We start from the raw sequence: 23836 nt of genomic DNA on the forward strand, positions 1-23836 counted from the left end.
GACCTTCGACTGATCTACCTCACACCGGCGCTGTCGCGGTCTCCTTCTCGCTGATCGCGTTTCCAGTCTCGCCGTCGAAGACGTGAACGTCGTCTTCTGCGAACGTCACCCGAATCCTCTCCCCGGGTGCAGGTTCGACGTCGGAATCGACGCGAGCGATGAAATCGTCCGCGACGTCGAGATAGAGGTAGTTATCGCTTCCGATGGGTTCGACGACTTCGACGGTCGTTTCGAGGATGGGTTGCTTGTCGCCCGTCGCCGGGAACACGTTTTCCGGGCGAATGCCGACCGTAAAATCGTCGTTCGTACCATCGATTCGCTCCGCAAAGGACGAGGAGAGGCGACACGAGAAGTCGCCGTTCGGGTCGGCGAGAACGACGTCGCCAGCGTCGCTCGTTGCCCGAACGTCGATGAAGTTCATACTCGGTGACCCGACGAACCCGCCGACGAAGCTGTTCGCGGGGATATCGTAAACCGCGGTCGGTGCGCCCATCTGCTGGAGTTCGCCGTCGCGGAGGATGACGATTCGGTCACCCATCGTCATCGCTTCCTCTTGGTCGTGCGTTACGTACACCGCCGTGATACCGAGTTCCTGTTGAATGCGCTGGATTTCGGTGCGCATCGTCGTTCGGAGTTTTGCGTCGAGATTGGATAGCGGTTCGTCGAACAGGAAGATATCCGGTTCGCGGACGACCGCACGCCCGAGGGCGACGCGCTGTTTCTGACCACCGGAGAGTTCGTCGGGTTTGTCCGAAAGCAGGTCCTCGATACCCATCATCTCGGCGGCGTCGTAGACTCGCTCGTAGCGTTCGTCCTTCGAAAGGTCGGTACTCATCCGCAGTCCGAACGACATGTTCTCCTCGACGGTCTTGTGTGGATACAGTGCGTAGTTCTGGAACACCATCGCCACGTCGCGGTTTTTCGCGTGAACGTCGGTTACTTCGTCGTGGCCGATGTGGATTCCGCCGGACGTAGCGCGTTCCAGTCCGGCGATCATCCTGAGAGTCGTCGTCTTCCCGCAGCCCGACGGACCGACGAGCGTGACGCTAAAAATTGGATTGAGCATCGCCATCGCGCTCGTCCTGACCAGCGAACACGTGGTCGGTCGGCGCTACATGCGCTCGTTCATCATCATCCCGATGGGGCTGCCGTCCATCTTCACGATTTCGGTCTGGCGCGGCATCTTCAGCAACGCCCAGTATGGACTAGCGAACAAGCTACTCAAAAGCATCAGCCTCCAGCCGGTGTTTTGGTTGGACGAGCGATGGACCGCCTTCTTCGCCTACAACGTCACGGAGGCGTGGCTGGCGTACCCGTTCATGGTTATCATCATCGTGAGCGCGCTGCAGGACGTTCCGAAGGAGCTTCACGACGCGGCGATGGTCGACGGCGCGGGATTCTTCAGTCGGTTCCTCCACGTCACCCTCCCGTCCATCAAGCGTCCCGTCCTCTTCGCGTCCATCCTGACCTCTGCGGCGTCGTTTCAACAGTTCCTCATCCCGTATGTGATGAACAAAGGTGGGCCCCTCCGACAGAACGAACTGCTCATCGTGTACGGCTATCGTGAGGCGTTCCGCTTCGACGAGTACGGAATGGGTGCGGCCATCATGACGGTGACGCTCGTCGTCATCAGCGGCTTCATGCTCCTGAACGTGAAGCGCGGCCGCCTCGCCGAAGGGGTGGACGAATGAGCGCCGACGGAATTTCGGGAAGACTTATCGCGGACGCTCGATACGTCCTCGGGGCTCCTGCTCGCGCGTTCGAGCAGGTACGGTACACTATCGTTGGCCTGAAAACCGGCGACGTTCCGCCGCGTCGAGTCGCCGCAAAAGTCCTCGCCACGTCCTTTGCGTTGTTGATGATCGGGGCACTCTTGTTCCCGATTTACTGGATTTTCCTCGCGTCACTGTCCGGAAGTGGCGGGTCGCTGTATTCGTCGAACGACTTTCGACTCTGGCCGCAACATCCGTCCGTCGACGCCTATAGGTGGGTACTCGGTGGGATGGAAATTTCAAGCCTCGAAATCGGAATCAGCCTTCTCGGCTACGAAATCGCGTTGAACACGCCGGGTGTCTCGACGACCGTCGATTGCGCGAAATATGGCGGCTGTTCGGACTTCCCGCTGTTCCTCTGGAACAGTCTCACCGTCGCGATTCCGACGGTCATCCTGACGATGTGTGTCGTCGTCCCGGCGGCCTACGCTCTTTCGCGTCGGAAATTCCTCTTCCGGTCGAAAATCCTGTACGGCTACGTCCTGTTCACGCAGGTCGGTGGCGGCCTCGGCGTCGCCGCGCTTATCGCGCTGTACGCCACGTTCGTCCAAGTTGGACTAGATAACAACAAACTCGCACTCTCGGCGTACTACGCGGCGACTGCCGTGCCGTTCAATACGTGGTTGCTGAAGACGTACATGGACAACATCCCGACCTCCTACGAGGAGGCAGCGATGATCGATGGCGCGTCCTCGTGGCGCATCGTCTGGGAAGTCATCCTCCCTCTATCAAAGGCTGGACTGGCGACGGTGCTGGTGTTTAGCTTCCTCGCCGGTTGGACGGAGTTCATCGTCGCGCAACTGCTACTCAATGCGGACAAATACACCCTTCCGGTGGGACTGTATAGCCTCGTCGGTAAATATTCGACCCCATGGGCGCGCTTCTCGGAGTTCGCGCTGACCTTCGCGACGCCCCTCATGTTGGTGTATCTGTTCGTTCAACGGTACATCGAGAGCGGTCTCTCGTTCGGCGGAATGGAAGGGTAACGAACCTCGTTCAACTCGGTACCCGCATCCGCTTTCGCGAGCCTATCGTGTTGGGTATCGGATTCGACCGACGGTAGAACTAGTACAGTATTTTGGCAAGTTTAGAAGTGGATGGTTGCCGACGTGACGCTAGGTGTCGGTCAAAAAAATCTGTGCCAGCGAGAGCGCCGCGAATGCCGAAACGAGGATGACCCCCCAGACGAAATCCGGAACAAGTGAGAGGGGGGGAACTCCGACCCAAGCGGCCGAGACCAATGCACCGCCGATGACCGTGAGGCGGCGATAGTAACTGAGCCAAGGGACGTCGCCATCCGTCGAATCGTCGGCCGTGCTCTCGTTCTCGGTATGGCTTTCACCTGGGACGTCGAGGTACGGGTCGAACTGGTCGGCGAGAGGGCCTCGCTCGACGATTCCACGACTCTTGTTGTACTCGATGATTCCCTCGTTGTCGAGCTTCGGGAGGTGTGACTGGTAGAGTGCGATGTACACACGTTGGCGTTCGTTGGACGAAAGCGCCTGTATCGTCGTGTCGTTCTCCCACGCGGCGACCTTTTCGGCGAGGTCTCGCATCTCGATCGGTCCGTCGGTGTTTTTTAGATAGCGGAGGGCGTCCCGACGACGTTGCGTCTGGAGGATGTGGAAAATTTTGTCGCGTGCCAGCGGTTCCGGGTTCTCTTCGGCGGACGTTTCGAACTCGTTCACTGGCGTTGAGTTACTACTCACGCTCATCGTTTGTCCCGGTATGCCGTGCTTTCCCCGCGGTTCGCCTCGTTCAATCCGGGATTGTTCACCTTGGTTCGTCCCGGGTTTCTCATTAGCCCCGGTAATCGGTCGTTTCGTTGCTCGCGTGCCATGTGGTTCAATATCTCTGCGTTATTTTAAAAAGGTGTTGGGATCCAGTCGATGATAAAGGTCCAATTATATCTACGATCACACTGACATCACGATAGTGACAGCCGCTTACTCATCGTTGAGTGTGTTCTCGGCTCTTTACTATTTGGAAATCTCAGCTTTCTCCGACTCAGCCGATCATAAACAGGGACGTAAACCAGCACGCTGTCCGCCAACTTCCGTGTGACGTGGACGAACGAGTCCCGGAATGAGCACGCGTTCTGCCCTGTCTGTTCGCTCGGCGACTGGTTTTCGTCAACAGAAACTGAGGTGTCACTTCGTATCTTCGAACCCCCCGAGCAGCAATCGGAAATCACGGTCGTTACCGACGTCGTCGCGGAGGACGTGACACGCATGTCGATTATGGGGTGTATATTCGCGTGTTGGCGCTTTCGGTGCTCGCACAGCATGTTCGTATGGTGGTTTAGAACACCGTCAACGCCGATACCGACTTCGGAGAACTGCGGACGAACCGGCAGAAACTCCCGAAGTAGGCAGTACTTTTACTGACGACGGCCTTGTGTCTTCGCTATGCCAAACACCGGCCACTCGGACGACGAGTTTCCGCCGTGCGCGAACTGCGGCAAACTCGTCGATATCGCGGATCATCATCCGTCCGTCGTCGTCAGATATGGTGGGACCGCAAACGATATCGAACGTACGACGCTCCATTTCTGTAGCGACGACTGTTTGGACGAATGGTCCGGTCCGATTCCGGACTAAGTAACGTCCAAAACCGACGAGAACGCTCTTCGGGCTTTACTCACCTCGAGCGTGTTGGTTTTCGTATGGACATTCAGCTCCCCGAATCGGGCGTCAAACGTGCCGGAATTGCCGTCGGTGTCTGTGTCGGTCTCCTCGTCGGCCTCATTCTTTTCCCAGTCGTGCTACTCGCGGTCGAATTGGTTGGCGCAATCGTGACGGCTGTCGTTTCGGTTCTCACCGAACCTCGTAGGGGTCGTCGTCTGGCATGAACCGACCCAAATCGACGGTCTGTTGGTAGTCCGAGGTGAGGATCGAGTTCAGGCGTGCTGTGAGTTGCTCGCCGTCGCCTGGTTCCCACTCCCGCGGGTCACGAACCGGTATCACGAGGAAACCTCTCCCCTTGATCTCTTCGGCATGGAGCGCACCCATATCGGGTGTTCCTCCGTCGAAACCGTGTTTTCCGGCTTGTGCGGTGAACTCCCAGAAGACGTGCTCGGTTGCCTTTTCGCCGACCGGAAGCAGGATGTGCGCCGCGATCGCTCGGATTTCGGCGTCGAAAAATCGCTCCATATCGGCGTACTCCGCCGGTGTTGGTGCTTGACCTTCCGGCAAACAACACATGTGGAGGTAGCTCATGAACAGGTTTCTGATGGCCGGTTCATCGCTGTAAGCCTCTTCGAGCAAGCCGACATTGTTCAGCACCGGTTGAAGTCTTTCGCCGACCTCGGTTCCCGTGAATGGTATGCTCGTTTCGCGCCCTCCATGTGCTCCCGGATGATCCCCGATGACGTGAAAATCCGCGTTGGCGTCACCGTATCCGAACACGGCACAGGAACCACCGGGGACACATTCGTACTGGCAGGGCGGGCGCATTCCGAACGGGTTGCTGATTCTGTCCGTGACGTTCTGCACGGCGGTGCGTAGGACGCTAGCGGTTAAAGACGGTGCGGTTTTTGACCGCCAAAGCACTTCCCCCCGTGCTATTTTAGTTCCGAACTGTCGGGTTACGTCTCGGTAACACCGCTCCCTCGTGATTACCTTCCACTTCATGTAGGAAACGACCGTATTCGAATGGGGGAGTCCATGGAAACTACGTCCTGATCGAAGCGTACGGCCTCGTCGGTAAGCAACTTTTCGAAGGCGTTCAGCCACTTCGGATTCATCAACTCCGCGTTGTACATCGGCCGAATGACCGGTCGTGGCAGTCGCAGTTTCGCGCCGATTGGGCTGGGTTTGGGGCGTGGTATCGGTGCGATGGAGGAGTAGCCTCTCTATAATTCTGTTGTCTATTTGGAAAAAACCGAAGCGCCGTGTTCGCGCCGTTATTTCTCGTTCACTTCCAGTACTCGTCCTGCCGCGATGGTCTGTCCCATGTCCCGTACCGCGAAGCTTCCAAGTTCGGGAATCTCCGAGGATGGCTCGATCGAGAGCGGTTTTTGTGGCCTGACGGTCACGACGGCGGCGTCACCGCTCTGGATGAAGTCCGGATTCTCCTCTTCCACCTCGCCGCTGGCGGGATTGATTTTCTGGTCGATAGCTTCGATGGTACAGGCGACCTGCGCCGTGTGAGCATGGAAGACCGGCGTGTACCCCGAGGTGATAACCGAGGGGTGTTGCATCACGACAATTTGGGCCGTGAACGTCTCGGCGACCTTCGGCGGGTCGTCCGCCGGACCCGCGACGTCGCCCCTTCGGATGTCGTTTTTCCCGACGCCGCGGACGTTGAAGCCGACGTTGTCACCGGGTCTCGCCTCCGGTACTTCTTCGTGGTGCATCTCGATGGTTTTCACTTCCCCGCTCACGTCGCTCGGTTGGAACGACACGGATTCCCCGATGTTCAGAATCCCCGTCTCGACGCGCCCGACTGGCACCGTTCCGATTCCTGAAATCGTGTACACGTCCTGAATCGGCAGTCGGAGCGGCGCGTCGGTCGGCGGTTCCGGTTCCGGCAGGTTGTTCAGCGCTTCGAGGACGTCTCGGCCCTCGTACCACGGCGTGTTGTCGCTATGTTCGACGATGTTGTCGCCTTCGAGCGCCGAAATCGGAATGAACTCGGCGTTCTCGGTGTCGAACCGAACCTGATTCAGCAGGTCTTTTACTTCGGCGACGACTTCACGGTAGCGGTCCTCGTCGTAATCGACCGCGTCCATTTTGTTGACGGCGACGATGAGTTCGCCGATACCGAGCGTTCGCGCGAGGAAGACGTGCTCCTGCGTTTGCGGTTGGACACCGTCGTCCGCGCCGACGACGAGCACAGCGTTGTCGGCTTGACTCGCGCCGGTAATCATGTTCTTCACGAAGTCGCGGTGTCCGGGTGTGTCCACGATGGTGAAGTAGTATTCGTCGGTGTCGAACTCCTGATGGGCGATGTCGATGGTTACACCGCGTTCTCGCTCTTCGGCGAGGTTGTCCATTACATACGCAAATTCGAACCCGCCTTTGCCTTTCTCCTCTGCTTCTTTTTTGTGCTGTTCGATGACGTGCTCAGGGACACTTCCGGTCTCGAAGAGCAGTCGTCCGACTAATGTCGATTTCCCGTGGTCAACGTGGCCGATGATCGCTAGGTTTTGGTGTGGCTTGTCTGGCATTTCCCCAATCCCCCGTACTAGATGTCTTTCACTCTCAGCGACAAAAACAGTTGTGCCGGTGTATCGATGAACACCCCCGAATTCCTCGACAATTTCCCCGGTTCCGGTTAGATCAAACTGCCGACTTCCTGCGAGACTAGCTGATGGGTAACGATGGTTTTCCGGACGGCTTCCACCAGAGATATCCACTGGGTGCTGTCAGTACGACCGCGACGCCGTTGATTATCCAGTCGGTTTCGAGGATAATGAAACGAACGGAGCGAGATAGCCGTCCACCCGGACGAAAGAGAGTACTTCCTGCGTCAACCACTTGAACAGCTACGAGGCGATTGGAGTTCGACCATTGTATTCCTTCTACCCAAATTCGCGGATAGTAGTTCGACACCTCACGATTTGCCGCTCCCCGCCGATTTAATCCCATGCCACGCGAACCCATGATCGGTATGCGTGCCGCAATTCTGAAAGCGTACGGCGAACCGCTCGCTATCGAGGAGGTACCGAAACCTGACCCAGACCCTCACGGCGTGGTCATCCGAACTGAAGCCTGTGGAATCTGTCGAAGCGACTGGCACGCGTGGCAGGGCCACGGCGAATGGGCCGACGACCAAGTCCCGATCGGGCAGATACTCGGCCACGAACCGGCCGGAACCGTCGTTTCGGTTGGGAAGCAGGTGCGAGGAATCGAGGACGGTGATCGAATCGCGGTTCCGTTCAATCTCGGGCGAGGGTACTGCGAACACTGCCGAAACGGACACGGCAACGTCTGCGAAAACGGACTTTCGCTCGGATTCGAGGCAGCCGTTCCCGGCGCGTTCGCGGAACAGGTGCACGTTCCCTATGCTGATTATAACGCGGTCCATCTCCCTGACGACGTTTCCTCGATCGCGATGGCTGGACTCGGCTGTCGGTTTGTGACCGCCTACCACGCGCTCGCTCATCGCGCCGACCTGACGCCCGGCGATTGGGTCGCGGTACATGGGTGTGGCGGCGTCGGACTCTCGGCAATTCACGTCGCGGACGCCCTCGGTGCGAACGTCATCGCGGTCGATCTGGACGACGACAAACTGGAAGTCGCCCGCGAGCTCGGCGCGGACGAGACGATACGTGCCGAGTCGGAGGATATCTCGACTTCGATTCACACTCGTGTCGGTGGGGCACACATCTCAGTCGACGCGTTGGGAATCGCGGAAACCTGCCGAAACTCCATCGACTGCCTCCGCCAGCGCGGCCAGCACGTTCAACTCGGCCTGACGACCGACGAGGAGCGGGGTGAAGTTTCGCTTCCGACCGACGCGATGACGATGCGCGAAATTACGTTCCTCGGATCCCGTGGGATGCCGCCGTCGCGATACGGCGAACTGCTACGAATGCTCGAGCGGGACGTGCTTTCGCCCGGAAAACTGGTGACGAAGACGGTTTCCCTCGACGGGGTCCCCGCCCGACTCGCCGCGATGAGCGACTACGGCACGTCTGGAATCGAAGTCGTGGATTTTTCGTGATGACCCGCGACCTCTTCGTCTAACCGATCATCCGTACAAAACGAGGTGGCTGCGATACCCTAATTTGTGCTGACGATTGGCTCACGCTCACCGGAACCGGTCCGTACGTGCTGACCGCGGAGCGACCTGGCACTACACGGTCGGAGAACGAGCGTAGAGCGATTCGTCGATCGAACTCTCGATCACGGAATCAGACCGGTGCTTCTTCTAGACAGTTCACCTGCTCCCAGTCGCGGGTGTCGTCCAATCGGTAGAGACGCTGGCGGGCATCCGGGATGTACACCTCTTCCCTGACGGCACCGACTTCGGTCAGGTTTTCCAGCGCGCTCCTGACCGTCCGTGCCGACAATCGTGACCGTTGGACGATTTCCTTCTGCGTGTGAGCACCACTGTACTCCAACACTTTGAACACGAGCTTCGCACTCGGTGGTAACTCACATAGGCTCGTCAAGGTCTGTTTTCCCATGGATCGGAAAATGTGGGCCAACCACTAAACCGCTCGCTAACTCCGAGGTAACCCGGTGTCATGGGTGTCACCCGAGTTGGCCAAAAAACGTAGGTTCTTTGATTACGGACTATGAAGGTAGGAGTATGCAGCCTGAACTTGCAAGTCGGGAGCGCGCAACTGACATCGACCGACTGTTCTGCCGCGAATGTGGGGAGCGATTCGATGCGGACACGGCGACCGACGATGGCTGGCGGTATCGATGCCCGAACGAAGACTGTGATGGGTCAGGGATTCGTGAAGACCTCTATCCGGTAGAGGACGTACTACCGTCCCATCGATAGGACCAGCGGTCCGATCCCATTTTGGCTCCCGTGTTATCTTTCGACTGAATCCGGTTTTTCTCCACCGAACAGATGGAAACCCTTTAAGTCGCCACACTGCACGAAGACGAACATTAGATGCGGTCCGACGGACTCATCATTCAACTCCTCGCGACGCTCCTGCTCGTTTCTGGTCTCGTTCTGACTGGCCACGCGCTCCTCCAGCCGCAGCAAAGCTCCACGACGTACACGCTCACCACGGAACAGGTGAACGAAAACGAACCGGGTGTACGCTCCTCGTCGGTGGCGTACGGCGATCTCTCCGGCGAGGCACGACTCGCCTTCGGGCGCGCGAAACTACAGGGGTCGTACGAGATGGACGACGAGCCACCTGACAAAATCCGGAACTCGTTCGTCGTCGCCAACGAAAAGGTCTTCAGAATCGACGTCACGGAGACCGAACATATAACCGAGCGAATGGCGACCCTGTTCGGCGGAACGACGACCGCGCTCATCGGGGCGTTCGTCTTCGTTTCGTGGCTGGACGTGGTCAGTGGCTTTCGTTCTGGGTCGAATTGAGGTCTCTACACGCTCGTCAAATCATCTATATCTTCCTTCAGCAGGTCGGCGTATTCGAGCCTGATTCGACGTGCTTCCCCGTCCGGCAGCGTCCATCCGTGTTCGATGCGCTCCGATATCGGGTGGTAACGCGTCACGTCGAAACCCATCGTCGTCAGATAGTCCTGCACGCGCAGCGATCCGACTCCTTCGTTGATCGCCTCCTCGCTGAGTTCGTGCAGCTCGGAAAACGGTGGAATGCCGATTTCGTTCGTTCGGACGCCGGCCTCCCCGACGACGACTTCTTTGTACTCCGTCTGTTCCATCAGGTTCGCCACTTCACCGACGAGGCGGAGAATCTGACTCGGAAGTGCGGTGTCCGGAGCGCGCCACTCCACTGTCGGCGACTGCTGGCGCAGTCGAACAGGTGTTAACACGGCATTTTCACGGTCGAAGTACTGACTGAACGTCTCCGTGTCGATACCTCGTTCCCGTGCGAGCAGTTGCAGGACGTGATATCCCTCATCGATGCGCTCTTCCCACTGGGCTTCGCTTTCGACGTATTCCCAGAGGTCACGGTAGCGAGCGAACGTCTCGTGCGATTCGTAGCGATATACCGCCGCACGTGATGAGCACGCCATCCGATTGCCGTCGTAGTACGGCGAGGAGCAGACGAGTGCGAGTGCGGGGTCGAGTGCGGTAAGCAGGTTCACCTGTCGAACCACGTTTCCCTTGTCGAAGTGGACGTGTGTCCCCGCACAGTTCTTCGCGTATTCCATGTCTTCGCCGTACATCTCCTCCAACAGTCGCCCGCGCTCGGTCGTAATATCGAGCGACTCCGAGGCGAGTGGCGTCCCGAGCGGAACGAGAGACAGTCCGCGTTCTTCGCCCGTGTCACGGACGCGTCGGAGAATCAACCCGAGCTCCCGTCGCAGCTCCTCCGTGCTCGAAACGGGCGGCGTTTGTACCTCTAACAGCGGTATGACGAACTCCGGGACGACGTACTCGCTTACATCGAACAGATCGTTCAAGGCGTCGTCCGTTTCGGTCACTAACTCGCCCGATTCATCGATTACCCAGTATTCTGCTTCGATTCCGATTTTCATTTCCATCCCCCAGCCGGTGACCGATGCGGTTCGTCGCCGTGTCGATTCGGTGCTCCATTGCTCCGCCATCGCGACAATTCGACTCTGCAACAGAAATCGTACGCCACTGAACGATGCGTCACCGAGCGATACAGGAACTACGCGACCGGAGGGCTAATAACTTACGCGAATTATTTCATCCAAAATTTGGTTGCATAGTCGGCGTCGAAATCGGGTATTCACGGCTATAGCGGCCAAAACATGGCGATCCCGACAACCGTCACGGCCGACAAGAGTAGTTGGAGCGGTGCCCCGATGCGGAAGTAGTCGGTGAACTTGTACCCCCCCGGCCCATAGACGAAGAGGTTCGTCTGGTAACCGACCGGTCCGAGAAACGACGTCGAGGCGGCGAAGGTCACCGCGAGGACGAACGCGAAGGGGTTCGCGTCGATACGGAGCGCCGCCTCGATTGCGACGGGAATCATGAGGACGACGCTGGCGTTGTTGCTGATAACTTCGGTGATGAGACCGGTGGCGATGTAGAACACCCAGAGGACGGCGATAACTGGGAGAAAGTCCGCGCTGGCGGCAACGAGACCACCGAGTAGTTCGGCTCCACCTGACGCTTCGAGCGCGATACCGAGTGGAATGACGCCTGCCAGGAGGAAGATCACGTTCCATTCGACCGAGTCGTACAGCTCGTGGGCTTTGAGTACGCCGGTTGCGACCATCGCCACGACGCCCGCGAGAGCGGTAACGAGAATCGGAAAAATGCCGAGAGCGGCGAGTAGAACGACCCCAGCGATGATAGCGAGTGCGGCTGGAATCTTGTCGGTTCGGTAGTCCGGGTCAGCGACTTCGTGTGCGACGATGAAGTCCCGATTCGCGGCAAGGCGGTCGATACTGCCCGCGGACGCCTGCATGAGGAGGGTGTCGCCGACTCGAATCGTCACGTGGTCGAGTCGCTCGCGAATGAGTTCTCCCCGGCTTCGAAACGCGAGGACGGTCGCGTTGAATCGTTCGCGGAACGTCGAACTCGAAAGTGTCTCGCCGACGAGTTCGGAATTGGAAGGGATGACGACTTCGACCAGCGTCTGGTTTTCGCCGGGGTCGATGGATTCGTCCGTCGGCGTTCCGACCAGGGTTAGGTCGTCCAACGTCACGAGCGAACGGAGCGTCGAACGATCGGTTCGGACTTTGAGTACGTCGCCCGACCGAACCGTTTTCTGGCCGATGGGTTCGATGAACGTCTCGTCATCGCGGACGATTTGGATGATATCGACGTCGAAGATTGCCGTGTCGATGGCCTCCTTGACGGTCTTCCCGACGAGCGGCGACCCCTCGTTTACTTCCACTTCTGTCAGGTAATTTTCTATCTCGTACTCCTCGATGTAGTCCTCTTCGGGGGGGACACGCGACGGGAGGAGGTGATGACCGACGAACAGCAGGTAGAGACTTCCAGTGACGAGGACGATGACTCCGAGTTTTGTGAACTCGAACATCGAGAAGGCGTGGAGTCTCGGGTCGGCAGTCGTTTCCGCCAGTCGACCCGCTACGTTGCTCGCGAGGATGTTGGTCGAAGTGCCGATGAGCGTCAGCATTCCGCCCAGCATCGAGGCATACGAGAGTGGAATCAGCAGTTTCGAAGGCGAGGTGTCCCCCTCGTGGGCGAGATCCGTGATGACCGGAACCAAAATCGCAACGACCGGCGTATTGTTGACGAACCCGGAGGCCGGTCCCGAGACGCCAATCGTTGCGATTAGTTGCTTTCTGAGGTCGTTGCCGGCGAAACTCGCCAATCGGTTTCCGAGCAGTTGGACGACCCCGGTTTGACTCACACCCGAACTGAGGATGAGCATCGCCAGAACGGTGATGGTTGCCTCGTTGGAAAACCCCGAAATCCCTGTCGTCGGGTCGATGCCGGTCCATGGTTCGAGGACAATTAGTGTCACCATCACCAAAATTGCGGTGACATCGACAGGAAGGAGTTCGGTTGCGAAGAGAACAAGCGCGAGGAAGACGATAGCAAACACTACCAGCATGTCAGCCGTCACACCAGCACCCCCAACCTGCAACATGCATTGCTCTACGAAGGTTCCACAGATAAAGGTTCCTCATAACTTATAAAAATTCTCGAGGGATGTTTTTTGGATGTTTTTTAGGGTGTTATATGAATTGTGTACGTCGAACTCGACATCATTTCGACAGCCGCTCTAGCGTCTCGATTTCGTCCATCGAGAGACCGTAGGCGCGATACACCAATCTGTCGATGGCGGATTCCGTCCGAGCGATCCGCTCTTCTAACTCCTCCGCCCGTCGGTTCGTCTCGATAAATTCGCAAGCGTCGTCGGGTTCGGGAAGGCAAATCGATTCGAGTCGGTCGGCAGGAGAGATCGTTTTCGTCGCCCGTCCGGTAAACGTCTCGTGGTTTACTGCACGTGGGATGAACCATCGGAGTAAATCCCGCCACTCCCCGTCACCATCGAACGAACGTACTGGAATCGGTTCCGTTTCGGTGAACCCCCAGGAATCGGTTTCCGACCCGTCCCCAGGCCGATACCGTGCCGTCGCGCGAACCACGAGTTCCCCTTCGTCGCCGTTTTCGACCATCGACACGGTTCCGAGACGAAGTCCGTCCCGCGTTTCGGTCGTTTCGGTCAGTACCGACTCCGGATGGGTGATCCGAGTCACGTCCTCGAGTTGTGGGCCGTTACCGGCCGGCAGTTGAATCTCGATACCCTCCCGTTTCCGCCGCAGTTCTTGCATGCGGTCCGCGAGCACAGCCAGCGCATCGGATTCGTTGCGTCCATCCGGAATCGGCAGTCGGGTCGCAAACATCGGTTTGAATCGAAGGTAGCCGCCACTGACGTGGGTTCCACCGTACACCTGTTGAAACCAGCAGGTCGCGGCGGTCGAGTTGATAACCGTGAGGAGGTACCGAAGCGGGAGGTCGGAACTCGAACGAACGCTGTAGAGCGTGTTCAGGGCGTAATATCCCTCGTCATCGTAGACTGCGACGGGGCGTTCGCTGATGTCCCGCAGGAGTAGCTTTTCGTCCTCGAACACGCTCCGGTCGCGCAGACTTCCGTACTCGCCGTCGCCGATGAGCGACGGATCGAACCGAATCCACGTTCCGTCCCAATCGAGCCTGTACCGTTCGACGTTACCACCACTGACGAGTCGTTCGCAGTTCGGACCCCGGTCGTCAACGATGAGTTTGTCCCGTACGTTTCCGGTATGGATCCCCTCGGTCTGAGTGACGTGCGAACGCAATTCGTCGTTTTCACGCCGGAGTCGCTCCGCAATCGGCACGAACGCCGGGTCGATCCCGACCGGAATCACGCGGTCGCCGAGTTCGTCCACGAACGACCGCGAGAGACGGGTTTCATCCGCTTTGTCGCTCCCCTCACCGAGTTCTGCGAGGGTCTCTGCTTGTCGAACCCGTATGGTTTCGGTCGGTCCAGTTTGCGACTCGATGGTGACGACGAGTGGGTAGACGCTGGCGTCCGCGAACACCGACACTGCCGATACGTCGAGCAGTTCCTCCAATCGATGGTGGTCGAGGAGATGGTCACGGAGCGTCCGCCCGTATCGCGCCGTCGTCCACTTGTTCGGAACGATGCAGGAAATCCGACCGCCGAGTTCGGTCATGCGCTCTACGAACGGGACGTAGAGATCGAACGCACCGGTTACGGTTTCGTATTGGGATTTGAGGCTCTCTTTCGTCCCTGCTGGAATGTGCCGGTTCCTGATATACGGGGGATTGCCAACCACCGCGTCGAACCGTCCGGTACCGGGCCAGTTCGTGTCGTTGACGAGTGAATCACCGACTCGAAGGTTGTCGTCGGGCCACACGCCCGTTTCGAGCCACACTGCCGACCGGGCGAGTTCGACCGCAAGGGGGTCGATATCGACGCCGAACACGCAGTTTTCAGCGACGTTTTGCCGTGCCGTCTCGGTATCTTCGTTGCGCAGTTTTGCCAGTCGGTCGATGGCACAGGTTAGAAAATGGCCGCTTCCCATCGCTGGGTCGAGCACCGTCGCGTTCGGATTCCTCGCGAGTGCTCGTGAGACGGCGTACTCCACCACGCGTTCTGGCGTGTAGTATGCGCCAACCGACGCTCGTTGTGTCGCGTCTTCCGAAAGTCGAACTTCACCGTCGGTGACGGTCGGTTCGCAGTCGAGCAATCGTTCGTAGATATCTCCGAGATGACGTGTCGATAGCCGGTCGTACTCGAATTCATCGAGCGCGGTTTCGAGTCGCATCGCCGTTTGCGGCGACAGCGACTCGAACAGTTTCCTCCGTTCTCGCAGCGCCCCTCCGTTGGCGAACGGTGGTTCGTCACGTCCTCGACTCGCCGAAAAACGGGCGACGAGTCCGTGAAACACGCCAACGAGAGCGGCGTCGAACGCTCGTTGTGCGTTGATCTCTCTCCCGTCGAACAAGCCGTCGGTGACCAGTTGGAGACCGTTCCGAACTGTTTTGTCGAGTCGCTCCGCAGGTGGTTCGTCCGCTCCGCGGAGTTCATCCATCGATTACAACTCACTCTGAAGCGGGATAAGCCTTCACTCGGCGTAGAGTGAGTACGCGATTGCCGCGAAGCCGATAGCAGTCAACGCGCTTTCGATGACGAGCACGAGTTCGCGGTCGGTTTGGAACGCTTGGTCCGCGATACCCGCGAGGAACGCACCGAGGGTGACGATACCGAACCCGATCGCTAACGAACGAAGTGCTTTCGAGCCGGTACGTCGATACGCTTTGAGCGCGAAATACGTTATTATTCCACCGAGAGCGAGCGTGAGCGTTTTGAGGGCGATGACGATGGGTGCAACGTTCATGTTTCTTTTCGTACCTCCGACCACAGTCGTTCGAGGCGTTCGTCGGTCGTTTCCGGCGGACGCTCTATCGACACGTCGAAGTCCCGGTCGTCCGTAAGCGAGATGTTTACCGATTCGACCGCGAGTTGGTATCTGGACGTATGATGCCCGTCTTCGCGAATTTCAGTCAACTCCGTGACGAGTGATGCGTCACTCAGCATATCGAGCTTTCGGTAGAGCGTCGAGAGCGGGATATCCGTTTCGTCGGCGAGTTCGCGCGCCGTCTGCGGGTCGTTTAGCTCCATGATTATTCGTCGGCAGGCGGGGTCGTCTAGAGCGTCGAGTATTTCCTGTAACTCGGGCGCGTCATCTGCCAAGTCCCGCACCATTCGGTTTGGATTTCTGTGGCTCGATACATAATTGGTTCGACTACTGCGACCGTTTTCATCGGCCGAGAATCATCGAAAATCGGGTGACGATGTGGCGAGATACCTCCGTCGTTCTCGCTGTTCAGCGGCGGTATCCGAGGAGTTCGTAATCGTGGTCCGGAACGTATCTCTTGAACAACAAACTGTTCGTCAGCACGCTCACGCTGGAGAAGGCCATCGCAGCGGCTGCGAGCGCCGGTTGGAGAAGTCCGAGCGAAGCCAGCGGAATCATCGCCGTGTTGTAGCCGAGCGCCCAGAAGAGGTTCTGTTTGATTTTCGAGAGCGTCCCCTCCGAGATACGGATGGCTTTCACCACGTCGCGCGGGTCGTCGCGCATGAGCGTCACGTCCGCGGCCTCGATCGCCACGTCGGTTCCGCTCCCGATGGCAGTTCCGACGGATGCCGCGGCGAGCGCTGGCGCGTCGTTCACGCCGTCGCCGACCATCATCGCCCGCCTGCCGTCCGACTGCACGTCCTCGACGACGCCCGCCTTTTCGTCCGGAAGGACTTCGGCCCGCACGCGCTCCGGGTCGATACCGACCCGGTCGGCGACTGCGCGGGCGGTTCGTTCGTTGTCTCCCGTCAGCATGAGCACGTCCAGTCCACGCGCTCGGAGGTCGTTCACGGCCTCCTTGGCGCTCGCTTTCACCTCGTCGGCGTCCGCGACGACGCCGACGAGGCGGCCATCGACGCAAACGAGCATGGCCGTTTTTCCCTCGCGTTCGAGTCGTTCCAGTACGTTCGTCGCTGGACGTGGATCGATTCCCTCCTCACGCAGGAGCTTCCGGTTGCCGACGACGATTTCGCCGTGACTCGTCTCCGCTCGAATCCCGTGGCCGGGAACGTTTTCGAACGAACTGGGCTCCTCGACGTCGATACTGCGCTCCTTCGCCCCCGCAACGATGGCTCTGGCGAGCGGATGCTCGCTTCCGTGCTCCGCGCTCGCCGCCACGGCGAGGACGAACTCCTCCGTGATTTCCGGTTCAAATTCGCCTGCTACCGTTTCGGTCCCGCCGTCGGTCTCGGGCTCGAGCGCAACCATGTCAGTGAGGCGCATCTCGCCCTCGGTGAGGGTTCCGGTCTTGTCGAAAACGACCGTGTCGGTGTCCTTGACACGTTCCAGCACGTCGCCACCTTTGAACAGGACGCCGGTTCGTGCACCGATCGCGGTTCCGACCATCGTCGCCGTCGGTGTCGCAAGCCCGAGCGCGCAGGGACAGGCGATGAGCACCGCGCTGGCGAAAACGACGATGGCGAACTCGAACCCCGAGACGCTTCCCCCGGCGACTTGCGGCCCTCCAGCGACCGGACTCCAGAGCGGAAGCGCGTTCACGAATCCGGCGAGGGATTCGGGGAAGAGAGACCAGACGACGGCCCAGAACAACGCGTTGGCGATGACCGCCGGGACGAAATAGGCGCTGATTCTGTCGGCGAGGTTCTGGATTTCCGGTTGGCGGGCCTGTGCTTCCTTCACCATCCGGACGATCTGCTGGAGCGCTGTTTCGCCGCCGACTTTCGTCGCACGAACCATGAGAAGGCCGTTTTCGTTGATGGTCGCGCCGATGACTTCGTCGCCGTCTCGCTTTTCGACCGGCACCGATTCGCCAGTTACCATCGACTCGTCAACCGCGCTTTCGCCGTCCACGACGACGCCGTCGGTCGGAACCTTCTCGCCGGGACGGACTCGCAGTCGGTCTCCGACTTCGACTTCCTCCAGCGGAACTTCGCGCTCCTCGCCGTCTTCGACGACGGTTGCAGTATCCGCTTCCAGTTCGAGCAGTTCGCGGAGGGCATCGCTGGCCCTGCCTTTCGACCGGGCTTCCAGCCAGTTGCCCATCGTGATGAACACGAGGATGAGCACCGCGCTGTCGAAGTAGGTCCCGCCGGGGATGAACGAGAGCATGACGGCGACGCTGTAGACGTAGGCCGTAGTCGAACCCAGGGCGATGAGCACGTCCATGTTCGCCGTGCCGTTCTTTACGAGGGCTGTATAGGAGTTCTCGTAGAACTCCTTGCCGAGCAGAATCTGGACGGGAGTCGCCAGCAGGAACTGAACGAGTCGAATATCGACGCCGAACATCTCTTCGCCGAGTAGTTCCGGGAAGAAGAGGTGTTCGAACATGACGGCGAGAAGGGGCATCGCGAGTACTGCCCCGAACAAGGTCAGTCTGAACTGCTTGCGAATCTCGGCGTCGCGGGCGTCCTGTCGGGCGTCGGCCGCTCGTTCGTCGCCTCCGTCCTCCCGAACCGGGGTGTATCCCGCGCTTTCGATGGCGGCATAGAAGTCCCCGATGCTCGCCTCGGTCGGATTGTACTCGACAGTGACCTCGTCGGTGGCGAAATTAGCGTCGGCGCTGATAACGCCGGGAACCGATTCGAGTGCGTTCTCGACTGCCTCCGAGCAGTTCGCACATGACATGTCCGAGATCCCTACTGTCGTCGTCGCGCGAACTGGGTCGTATCCCGCGTCCTCGATGGCCGCGTAGATTGCTGTCACTGAGACCTCTTCGGGATCGTACTCGACGGTGCCTTCGTCGGTAGCGAAATTGACGTTCGCTTTCCGAACACCGTCAAGCGATTGGAGTGCCTCGGTGACCGCCCCTGAACAGTTCGCACAACTCATGCTGCGGATTTCGAGTTGCGTTTTTTCCGTCACGGATAGCTCCTTGCCTTTCCATAAGGGTTGCTTCTTCATTCGCGTTGTCCTTTAGAAACGAGATATATCGTCCTTCGAAACCTTGGATGATTCGGTGAGTTACGCAATTCGGCGATTCTATTAAATACAAAATCCATGATTCTTTTTCTGCTGTGGTTCGCTCCTCTCATCCGTCCGTTTTCGAGTCAGGTGAAAAACAGCTTCCGACGATGCGGTGCGCCCGGATTGTCGGCGGCGGGCGTCACCACTGCATCGGCGGACACGTCCGAATCCGAACCCGTCTCACGGCGAGCTATCGATACTATCGGCGACTCGTTCGCGCTTGTTCCATCTTCGGTGTCGTTCGCGTCTCACGCATAACTCGCCCGCCGAGCGCCGCCAACAGAACGCCGACGACTGCGTCGCCCCAGAGAGGAAGCGCCCCGGCAGTCGGGACGATGAAGGGACGTGTTACCTGCCACAGGCCTAACAAGCCAAGGAGTCCGCCCGCCGCGATGCTCACACGCCGTTTGCGCCACGAACAGACGATGCCGTAGGCTGTGAGGAGTAGAACGACGGTTCCGACGACCATGTCGTTCCAGAAGTTCGGCGCGAGCATCGCCTCATAGACGGCGAACGGCGCGAGTAACAACCAGATTCCGAGCGGTGCCCCCGCGAGAATCGTTCCGTTCCCTCCCATCCTGTTCCCCCATATCGTGTTCCCCCTCATCGTTCTGTCTTCCAATCGACCGTTCCGAGGATAAGTCGAACGGCTACTTTAGAAAGTCAGCTTTCCTTATTGCAAATTCAGTTGTTTTATTTGTGGCCGTCGTGTAGCTGTCGTCAATGCGTGAAACTGCGCCACTTTCGGACTCACATACGGTGATGAGTGAAATCCTGATGCCGAACGACGCGAACAACCTCGGACGGGCGCTCGGTGGGTCCGTCCTCCACTGGATGGATATCTGTGCCGCCATCGCGTCTCGCCGGTTTTCCCGGCGGCAGGTCGTCACGGCGTCGATGGACCACGTCGATTTCCTCGGTCCGATCGACCTCGGAGATATCGTGACCGTCGAGGGATATGTCTTCGAAACCGGACGCACGAGTATGGACGTGCTGGTCAACGTCAGCGCGGAACGGCCGAGCGAGAACGAAAAACAGGATACGGCGACGTCGTTCTTTACCATGGTCGCGCTGGACGAGGACGAACAACCCGCATCGGTTCCGGACGTCCGCTGTCCGACCGACGAGCAGGAGACGCGCCGGAACGACGCACTCCGCCGTCGCCGCGACCGAAGGGAATCACTGGGTTCACTCGAATCGTCCGTTTAAACCGCCTCTTCGATTCGAAGCGATCGATCCGTTGAAACCGACCGGTCAGCCCAGTTCGACTGGTCGGATTATGACCAGTCGAGCGACCCGCCGCTCTGATACTCCGTGACCTGCGTTTCGAAGAAGTTTTTCTCCTTGTTCAGGTCGGTTTGTTCGGACATCCACGGGAACGGATTGTCCGTTCCGTACTGCTTGGATAGGGCTAGCTGTTCGAGTCGGCGATCCGCGATGTGTTCGACGTACTCGGCGAACTGCTCGGCGCTCATGCCGAGTATCTCGTCCGGACACGCTTCGTACGCGTAGAGTTTCTCCAGTTCGACGGCCTCGGTAATCAGTTCGGTGACCTCCTCGCCGAACTCGCCGGTCCAGACGCCGGGATTCTCGGCTCGGATCTCGTTGATGAGGTCGATACCGAACCCGAGGTGGAGCGACTCGTCGCGCATGATGTACTCGAACTGCTGGCCGATACCGACCATCTTGTTCTGGCGCTTCAGGCCGAGCATCATGGCGAACCCGGCGTAGAAGAAAATGCCCTCCATGATGACGTAGAAACCGACGAGGTCGCGGACGAACTCACGGATATCCCCCTCCGTCTCGATGGTGAAACCGGGCCGGTCGATCACACGCGTCAGATCGACCACGAACTTGTCTTTTTCCTGGATGGCGGGGACCCGTTCGTACATCCCGTAGAGGTAGTCCGGTTCGAACCCGAGCGAGTCACAGCAGTAGATGAACGTGTCCGTGTGAATCGCCTCCTCGTATGCCTGTCGCAAGAGATACTGCCTGCATTCGGGGGCGGTCACGTATTCGTACAGAGCGAGCACGATGTTGTTCGCGGTGAGCGACTCGGCAGTCGAGAAGAAGCCGAGATTCCACTCGATAAGCTGGCGTTCGGCCTCGGAGAGAGCGCTTCCGTTCCACTGGGAAATATCGTCCTGCATCGGGATTTCCTGTGGAACCCAGTTGTTGTTGACGCCGGCTTCGTAGTATTCGCGCGCCCAGTCGTAGTCGATCGGCAGTATCTTGTTCGGGTCGTGTTCCGTGTCGTTGTTGATGAGTGGCATAGATCGTATAGGGGTTCGTTTCGTTCTGTCACTGACAGGCGTCGCAGGTCGGGTCGGAGACGGTACAGAGTTCGCCCTCGTCGGCTCGACGTCCACCATCAGTTTCGGTCGTCCCGGATCGAACGTCGGTGCGGTGCTGGCTCTTTCCGTATTCGGCCATGTCCAGCGTCGATTTCTCGATCTGTGAGGCACCGAGCGTTCGGAGGTAGTAGGTCGTCTTCAGCCCCAATCGCCACGCCGTTTTGTACACGTCGTCGAGGAGCGATCCGTCGGTCGATGGGAAAAAGACGTTGTGGGAGACGGACTGGTCTATCCACGTTTGACGATGTGCGGTCAATCGGAGTTGATGGCGCGGGTCGATTTCGAACGCGCCGCGGTACAATTCCTGAAGGTCGTCCGGTACCGCATCGATTTCCTGGACCGAGCCGTCGTGATACTTGATTCGGTCCACCATCTCCTCATCCCACAACCCCTCCGCTTCGAGGTCTTCGACCAGATCGTCGTTGATGACGGTAAAGTCTCCCGACATGTTCGACTTCACGTACAGGTTCGAGTACAGCGGTTCGATGGAGGGCGTCGTCCCGTTGATCGTCGAAACGGTGGCTGTCGGCGCGATGGCCATCATGTTCGAATTTCGAATCCCGTGTTCTTCGACGTGTTCGCGGACGACGTACCAATCGAGCGTCTCCTCGCAGTCGGTCGGGATTTCCCGCCCCCGCTCCGCTTCGAGCAGGTCTACGGTGTCCTGTGGCAGCAGTCCTCGGTCCCACTTCGACCCCTCGTACGACGGGTAGGACCCGCGCTCTTTGGCGAGTTTCGAGGAGTTGAGAATCGTGTGATAGGAGACGAACTCCTGCCAGCGGTTCGCCTTCTCGACCGCCGTCTCGGCGTTCATCGGTACGCCTAACTCCATCAGGGCGTCGTGGAATCCCATCGTACCGAGTCCGACCGGCCGGTGTTGCATGTTCGACTGTTCGGCTTGGTCGGTGGGATAGAAGCAGAGGTCGACGACGTTGTCCAGCATCCGCATCGCGGTCTCGATCGTTTCGGCGAGGTGTTCGCGATCGAGCCTCGCGGTCGAGTTCGACCGCTCGTTCCCCGCGGAATCGGGTTCAGTGCCCTCCCTTTCCGAGACGTGCGTTGCGAAGTTCACGCTTCCCAGATTGCAGACGGCGTGTTCGTCCTCGCTCGTGTTCAGCGTAATCTCCGTACAGAGGTTCGAGGAGTGAACCGTTCCGACGTGGTCCTGCGGCGAGCGAACGTTACACGGGTCCTTGAACGTCAGCCACGGATGGCCCGTCTCGAACAGGCGGGTGAGCATCTTTCGCCACATGTCTTGGGCGTCTATTCGCTCGTACTGGCGGAATTCACCGTTCTCGGCTCGCTGTTCGTATTCGCGGTATCGCTCCTCGAACGCCTCACCGGAAAGGTCGTGAAGGTCAGGCACCTCGTCCGGGCTGAACAGCGTCCATTCCTCGCCGTTCTCGACCCGTTTCATGAACAAATCCGGAATCCACGCCGCCGTATTCATGTCCGGTGTGCGACGACGCTCGTCGCCGGTATTCCGCTTCAGGTCGATGAAAGCGGGGAAATCGAGGTGCCAGCAAGCCAGATAGGCACAGGACGCACCGCGGCGTTTTCCGGAGCGATTGATCGCCGCCGTCACGTCGTTACTGATCCTGAGGAACGGGACGACGCCGGTCGATTCGACGCCGGTCGATTCGATGAGCGCGCCGCCTGCTCGAAGGTTTGTCCAGTCGTTTCCAAGGCCCCCACTCCACTTCGACAGCATCGCGTGATGTTTGAACGAGTCGAAGATATGTTCGAGGTCGTCCTGCACTGTCGTCAGATAGCAGGAGGAAAGTTGTGGGTGAGTCGAACCGCTGTGGAATAACGTCGGCGTCGAAGGGGTAAACTCCAGTTTCGAGAGGACGTCGTAGAACTCCTTCGCCCGTCGCTGTGGGTCGTCTTCTTCGATTGCCAAGCCCATGGCGATGCGCATCCAGAACGCTTGAGGAAGTTCGAGATGTTCCCCATTCTCCTCGGTTTTGAGGAAGTATCGCTGATAGAGCGTCTCCATCGCCATGTATTCGAACTTCTCGTCGCGGTCCGGTTCGAGGTACGAAGCCAGTCCTTCGAGGTCGAATCGCTCGATCAGTCGATCGTCGAGGAGGCTGAGTTCGACCGCGCGTTCGAGATTGGCGACGAAGGTTGCGCGGTACTCACGGTCCAGTTCGTACCCCGTCAGGTCCTCCCCCGTGACTTCGCGGTAGTATCGCTGTCGGAAGACTCCCGCAGCGATGCGCTTGAACGCCGGTTCTCGCTCGATTCGTGCGGTGAGCGTTTGCAAGATCGCTCGGTAGACCTCGTCGGTCGATGCACCTTCGTAGAGAGACCGCTCGATTTCGGCAAGGAGGTCGTCGCGATCGTCGTCGGAGAGGATTGTCTCGTGGCCTGTGCGTGCTCGGTCGAGAATCGACCGTACGGTCTCGGTGGTTGTGGTAGATCGTTGGCTCATGGATTCGTCGCGGTTTTCAGTCGATGGGAGTTCAGCTCCGGGGGATTTCCGCAGTCCGGGTAGTTCGTAGTTGTCACTACGCGGCCTCCAGTGCTGTCACCCCAGATGAGGCGTCGTCCGGGTTCTAACCGTGATATGTGGTGTCCGACTGTGGGTGTATAAAGTTTACCCAATCAACTTGGACTAATG

The 23836-nt window shown here is 58.8% G+C and carries 22 protein-coding genes and 1 pseudogene; 8 read left to right on the forward strand and 15 right to left on the reverse strand.

Features of this window, described 5'->3' with window-relative positions; translation table 11 throughout:
* Positions 1-19: 19 nt before the first annotated feature.
* Positions 20-1072, reverse strand: a complete 1053-nt coding sequence (locus OOF89_RS14420; RefSeq protein ID WP_266080267.1) for an ABC transporter ATP-binding protein — start codon at positions 1070-1072, stop codon at positions 20-22.
* Here OOF89_RS14420 and OOF89_RS14425 point away from each other — a divergent pair.
* Together OOF89_RS14425 and OOF89_RS14430 are read left to right on the forward strand one after the other, a co-directional pair.
* A pseudogene (locus OOF89_RS14425) lies at positions 1035-1691 on the forward strand (carbohydrate ABC transporter permease); the annotation flags it as partial. The gene OOF89_RS14420 and the pseudogene OOF89_RS14425 sit on opposite strands and share 38 nt — an antisense overlap.
* Entirely contained in the window at positions 1688-2758 is a 1071-nt protein-coding gene (locus OOF89_RS14430; RefSeq protein WP_266080269.1) for a sugar ABC transporter permease, read from the forward strand. The pseudogene OOF89_RS14425 and the gene OOF89_RS14430, both read left to right, overlap by 4 nt.
* Before the next feature lie 129 nt (positions 2759-2887).
* Here OOF89_RS14430 and OOF89_RS14435 read toward each other — a convergent pair whose 3' ends face one another.
* On the reverse strand, positions 2888-3487 hold the full coding sequence (locus OOF89_RS14435) for a DUF7344 domain-containing protein (protein ID WP_266080271.1): 600 nt from the start codon (positions 3485-3487) through the stop codon (positions 2888-2890).
* Positions 3484-3612: a hypothetical protein gene (locus OOF89_RS14440; protein WP_266080273.1), complete on the reverse strand. Its 129-nt coding sequence runs from the start codon at positions 3610-3612 to the stop codon at positions 3484-3486. The genes OOF89_RS14435 and OOF89_RS14440 overlap by 4 nt, the downstream gene beginning before the upstream one ends.
* 568 nt (positions 3613-4180) lie before the next feature.
* Between OOF89_RS14440 and OOF89_RS14445 the strand changes: the two genes are divergently transcribed.
* Both OOF89_RS14445 and OOF89_RS14450 read left to right on the forward strand, forming a co-directional pair.
* Entirely contained in the window at positions 4181-4372 is a 192-nt protein-coding gene (locus OOF89_RS14445; RefSeq protein ID WP_266080274.1) for a DUF7576 family protein, read from the forward strand.
* A 65-nt stretch (positions 4373-4437) separates the two neighbouring features.
* Entirely contained in the window at positions 4438-4623 is a 186-nt protein-coding gene (locus OOF89_RS14450; RefSeq protein ID WP_266080276.1) for a hypothetical protein, read from the forward strand.
* Here the strand turns inward: OOF89_RS14450 and OOF89_RS14455 are convergent.
* Positions 4589-5266: a uracil-DNA glycosylase family protein gene (locus OOF89_RS14455; protein ID WP_266080278.1), complete on the reverse strand. Its 678-nt coding sequence runs from the start codon at positions 5264-5266 to the stop codon at positions 4589-4591. The two genes, OOF89_RS14450 and OOF89_RS14455, sit on opposite strands and share 35 nt — an antisense overlap.
* Before the next feature lie 410 nt (positions 5267-5676).
* Positions 5677-6942, reverse strand: a complete 1266-nt coding sequence (gene tuf, locus OOF89_RS14460; RefSeq protein ID WP_266080279.1) for a translation elongation factor EF-1 subunit alpha — start codon at positions 6940-6942, stop codon at positions 5677-5679.
* 443 nt (positions 6943-7385) lie between these two features.
* Between tuf and OOF89_RS14465 the strand changes: the two genes are divergently transcribed.
* On the forward strand, positions 7386-8441 hold the full coding sequence (locus tag OOF89_RS14465; protein WP_266080589.1) for a zinc-dependent alcohol dehydrogenase family protein: 1056 nt from the start codon (positions 7386-7388) through the stop codon (positions 8439-8441).
* Positions 8442-8631: 190 nt separating this feature from the next.
* Here the strand turns inward: OOF89_RS14465 and OOF89_RS14470 are convergent, their stop codons facing one another.
* The gene (locus OOF89_RS14470) at positions 8632-8907 is read right to left on the reverse strand and encodes a helix-turn-helix domain-containing protein (protein WP_266080281.1); all 276 of its coding nucleotides are present in this window, start codon (positions 8905-8907) and stop codon (positions 8632-8634) included.
* 125 nt (positions 8908-9032) lie between these two features.
* On the opposite strand from OOF89_RS14470, the gene OOF89_RS14475 reads away from it, so the two are divergent.
* Both OOF89_RS14475 and OOF89_RS14480 read left to right on the forward strand, forming a co-directional pair.
* Positions 9033-9230 carry an HVO_2901 family zinc finger protein gene (locus tag OOF89_RS14475; protein WP_266080283.1) on the forward strand — a complete coding sequence of 66 codons (198 nt, stop codon included), beginning with the start codon at positions 9033-9035 and terminating at the stop codon, positions 9228-9230.
* 117 nt (positions 9231-9347) lie between these two features.
* Entirely contained in the window at positions 9348-9788 is a 441-nt protein-coding gene (locus OOF89_RS14480) for a hypothetical protein (RefSeq protein WP_266080285.1), read from the forward strand.
* A 5-nt stretch (positions 9789-9793) separates the two neighbouring features.
* Here OOF89_RS14480 and OOF89_RS14485 read toward each other — a convergent pair whose 3' ends face one another.
* From OOF89_RS14485 to OOF89_RS14515, 7 genes are all read right to left on the reverse strand, one after another.
* Positions 9794-10963 carry a glutamate-cysteine ligase family protein gene (locus OOF89_RS14485; protein WP_266080287.1) on the reverse strand — a complete coding sequence of 390 codons (1170 nt, stop codon included), beginning with the start codon at positions 10961-10963 and terminating at the stop codon, positions 9794-9796.
* 134 nt (positions 10964-11097) lie between these two features.
* Positions 11098-12930, reverse strand: a complete 1833-nt coding sequence (locus OOF89_RS14490; RefSeq protein ID WP_266080289.1) for an SLC13 family permease — start codon at positions 12928-12930, stop codon at positions 11098-11100.
* A gap of 118 nt (positions 12931-13048) precedes the next feature.
* Positions 13049-15385 (reverse strand): Eco57I restriction-modification methylase domain-containing protein, encoded by a 2337-nt coding sequence (locus tag OOF89_RS14495; RefSeq protein WP_266080291.1) that lies wholly within the window; start codon positions 15383-15385, stop codon positions 13049-13051.
* Between the two features lie 33 nt (positions 15386-15418).
* Positions 15419-15691: a DUF7521 family protein gene (locus OOF89_RS14500; protein WP_266080293.1), complete on the reverse strand. Its 273-nt coding sequence runs from the start codon at positions 15689-15691 to the stop codon at positions 15419-15421.
* Positions 15688-16059: an ArsR/SmtB family transcription factor gene (locus OOF89_RS14505; protein WP_266080295.1), complete on the reverse strand. Its 372-nt coding sequence runs from the start codon at positions 16057-16059 to the stop codon at positions 15688-15690. The genes OOF89_RS14500 and OOF89_RS14505 overlap by 4 nt, the downstream gene beginning before the upstream one ends.
* A 121-nt stretch (positions 16060-16180) precedes the next feature.
* Entirely contained in the window at positions 16181-18793 is a 2613-nt protein-coding gene (locus OOF89_RS14510; protein WP_407661634.1) for a heavy metal translocating P-type ATPase, read from the reverse strand.
* A 262-nt stretch (positions 18794-19055) separates the two neighbouring features.
* Positions 19056-19433, reverse strand: coding sequence for an SPW repeat domain-containing protein (locus OOF89_RS14515; RefSeq protein ID WP_266080297.1), 378 nt, complete (start codon positions 19431-19433; stop codon positions 19056-19058).
* Between the two features lie 146 nt (positions 19434-19579).
* On the opposite strand from OOF89_RS14515, the gene OOF89_RS14520 reads away from it, so the two are divergent.
* Positions 19580-20065, forward strand: coding sequence for an acyl-CoA thioesterase (locus OOF89_RS14520; protein WP_266080299.1), 486 nt, complete (start codon positions 19580-19582; stop codon positions 20063-20065).
* 68 nt (positions 20066-20133) lie between these two features.
* Here the strand turns inward: OOF89_RS14520 and OOF89_RS14525 are convergent, their stop codons facing one another.
* A complete protein-coding gene (locus OOF89_RS14525) occupies positions 20134-21129 on the reverse strand; it encodes a ribonucleotide-diphosphate reductase subunit beta (RefSeq protein ID WP_266080301.1) in 996 nt (331 codons plus the stop codon).
* A gap of 28 nt (positions 21130-21157) precedes the next feature.
* Positions 21158-23647, reverse strand: coding sequence for a ribonucleoside-diphosphate reductase subunit alpha (locus tag OOF89_RS14530; protein ID WP_266080303.1), 2490 nt, complete (start codon positions 23645-23647; stop codon positions 21158-21160).
* Positions 23648-23836 lie beyond the last annotated feature (189 nt).

The sequence above is a fragment of the Haladaptatus caseinilyticus genome (assembly GCF_026248685.1).
Classification (GTDB): domain Archaea; phylum Halobacteriota; class Halobacteria; order Halobacteriales; family Haladaptataceae; genus Haladaptatus; species Haladaptatus caseinilyticus.

Bases quoted from the DNA above. Each gene is read 5' to 3' on its own strand.
- tuf (WP_266080279.1), bottom strand. From the start codon at position 6,942: ATGCCAGACAAGCCACACCAAAACCTAGCGATCATCGGCCACGTTGAC.
- OOF89_RS14510 (WP_407661634.1), bottom strand. From the start codon at position 18,793: ATGAAGAAGCAACCCTTATGGAAAGGCAAGGAGCTATCCGTGACGGAA.
- OOF89_RS14450 (WP_266080276.1), top strand. From the start codon at position 4,438: ATGGACATTCAGCTCCCCGAATCGGGCGTCAAACGTGCCGGAATTGCC.
- OOF89_RS14430 (WP_266080269.1), top strand. From the start codon at position 1,688: ATGAGCGCCGACGGAATTTCGGGAAGACTTATCGCGGACGCTCGATAC.
- OOF89_RS14515 (WP_266080297.1), bottom strand. From the start codon at position 19,433: ATGGGAGGGAACGGAACGATTCTCGCGGGGGCACCGCTCGGAATCTGG.
- OOF89_RS14445 (WP_266080274.1), top strand. From the start codon at position 4,181: ATGCCAAACACCGGCCACTCGGACGACGAGTTTCCGCCGTGCGCGAAC.
- OOF89_RS14495 (WP_266080291.1), bottom strand. From the start codon at position 15,385: ATGGATGAACTCCGCGGAGCGGACGAACCACCTGCGGAGCGACTCGAC.
- OOF89_RS14420 (WP_266080267.1), bottom strand. From the start codon at position 1,072: ATGGCGATGCTCAATCCAATTTTTAGCGTCACGCTCGTCGGTCCGTCG.
- OOF89_RS14475 (WP_266080283.1), top strand. From the start codon at position 9,033: ATGCAGCCTGAACTTGCAAGTCGGGAGCGCGCAACTGACATCGACCGA.
- OOF89_RS14530 (WP_266080303.1), bottom strand. From the start codon at position 23,647: ATGAGCCAACGATCTACCACAACCACCGAGACCGTACGGTCGATTCTC.
- OOF89_RS14490 (WP_266080289.1), bottom strand. From the start codon at position 12,930: ATGTTGCAGGTTGGGGGTGCTGGTGTGACGGCTGACATGCTGGTAGTG.
- OOF89_RS14470 (WP_266080281.1), bottom strand. From the start codon at position 8,907: ATGGGAAAACAGACCTTGACGAGCCTATGTGAGTTACCACCGAGTGCG.
- OOF89_RS14435 (WP_266080271.1), bottom strand. From the start codon at position 3,487: ATGAGCGTGAGTAGTAACTCAACGCCAGTGAACGAGTTCGAAACGTCC.
- OOF89_RS14465 (WP_266080589.1), top strand. From the start codon at position 7,386: ATGCGTGCCGCAATTCTGAAAGCGTACGGCGAACCGCTCGCTATCGAG.
- OOF89_RS14440 (WP_266080273.1), bottom strand. From the start codon at position 3,612: ATGGCACGCGAGCAACGAAACGACCGATTACCGGGGCTAATGAGAAAC.
- OOF89_RS14500 (WP_266080293.1), bottom strand. From the start codon at position 15,691: ATGAACGTTGCACCCATCGTCATCGCCCTCAAAACGCTCACGCTCGCT.
- OOF89_RS14480 (WP_266080285.1), top strand. From the start codon at position 9,348: ATGCGGTCCGACGGACTCATCATTCAACTCCTCGCGACGCTCCTGCTC.
- OOF89_RS14520 (WP_266080299.1), top strand. From the start codon at position 19,580: ATGCGTGAAACTGCGCCACTTTCGGACTCACATACGGTGATGAGTGAA.
- OOF89_RS14505 (WP_266080295.1), bottom strand. From the start codon at position 16,059: ATGGTGCGGGACTTGGCAGATGACGCGCCCGAGTTACAGGAAATACTC.
- OOF89_RS14525 (WP_266080301.1), bottom strand. From the start codon at position 21,129: ATGCCACTCATCAACAACGACACGGAACACGACCCGAACAAGATACTG.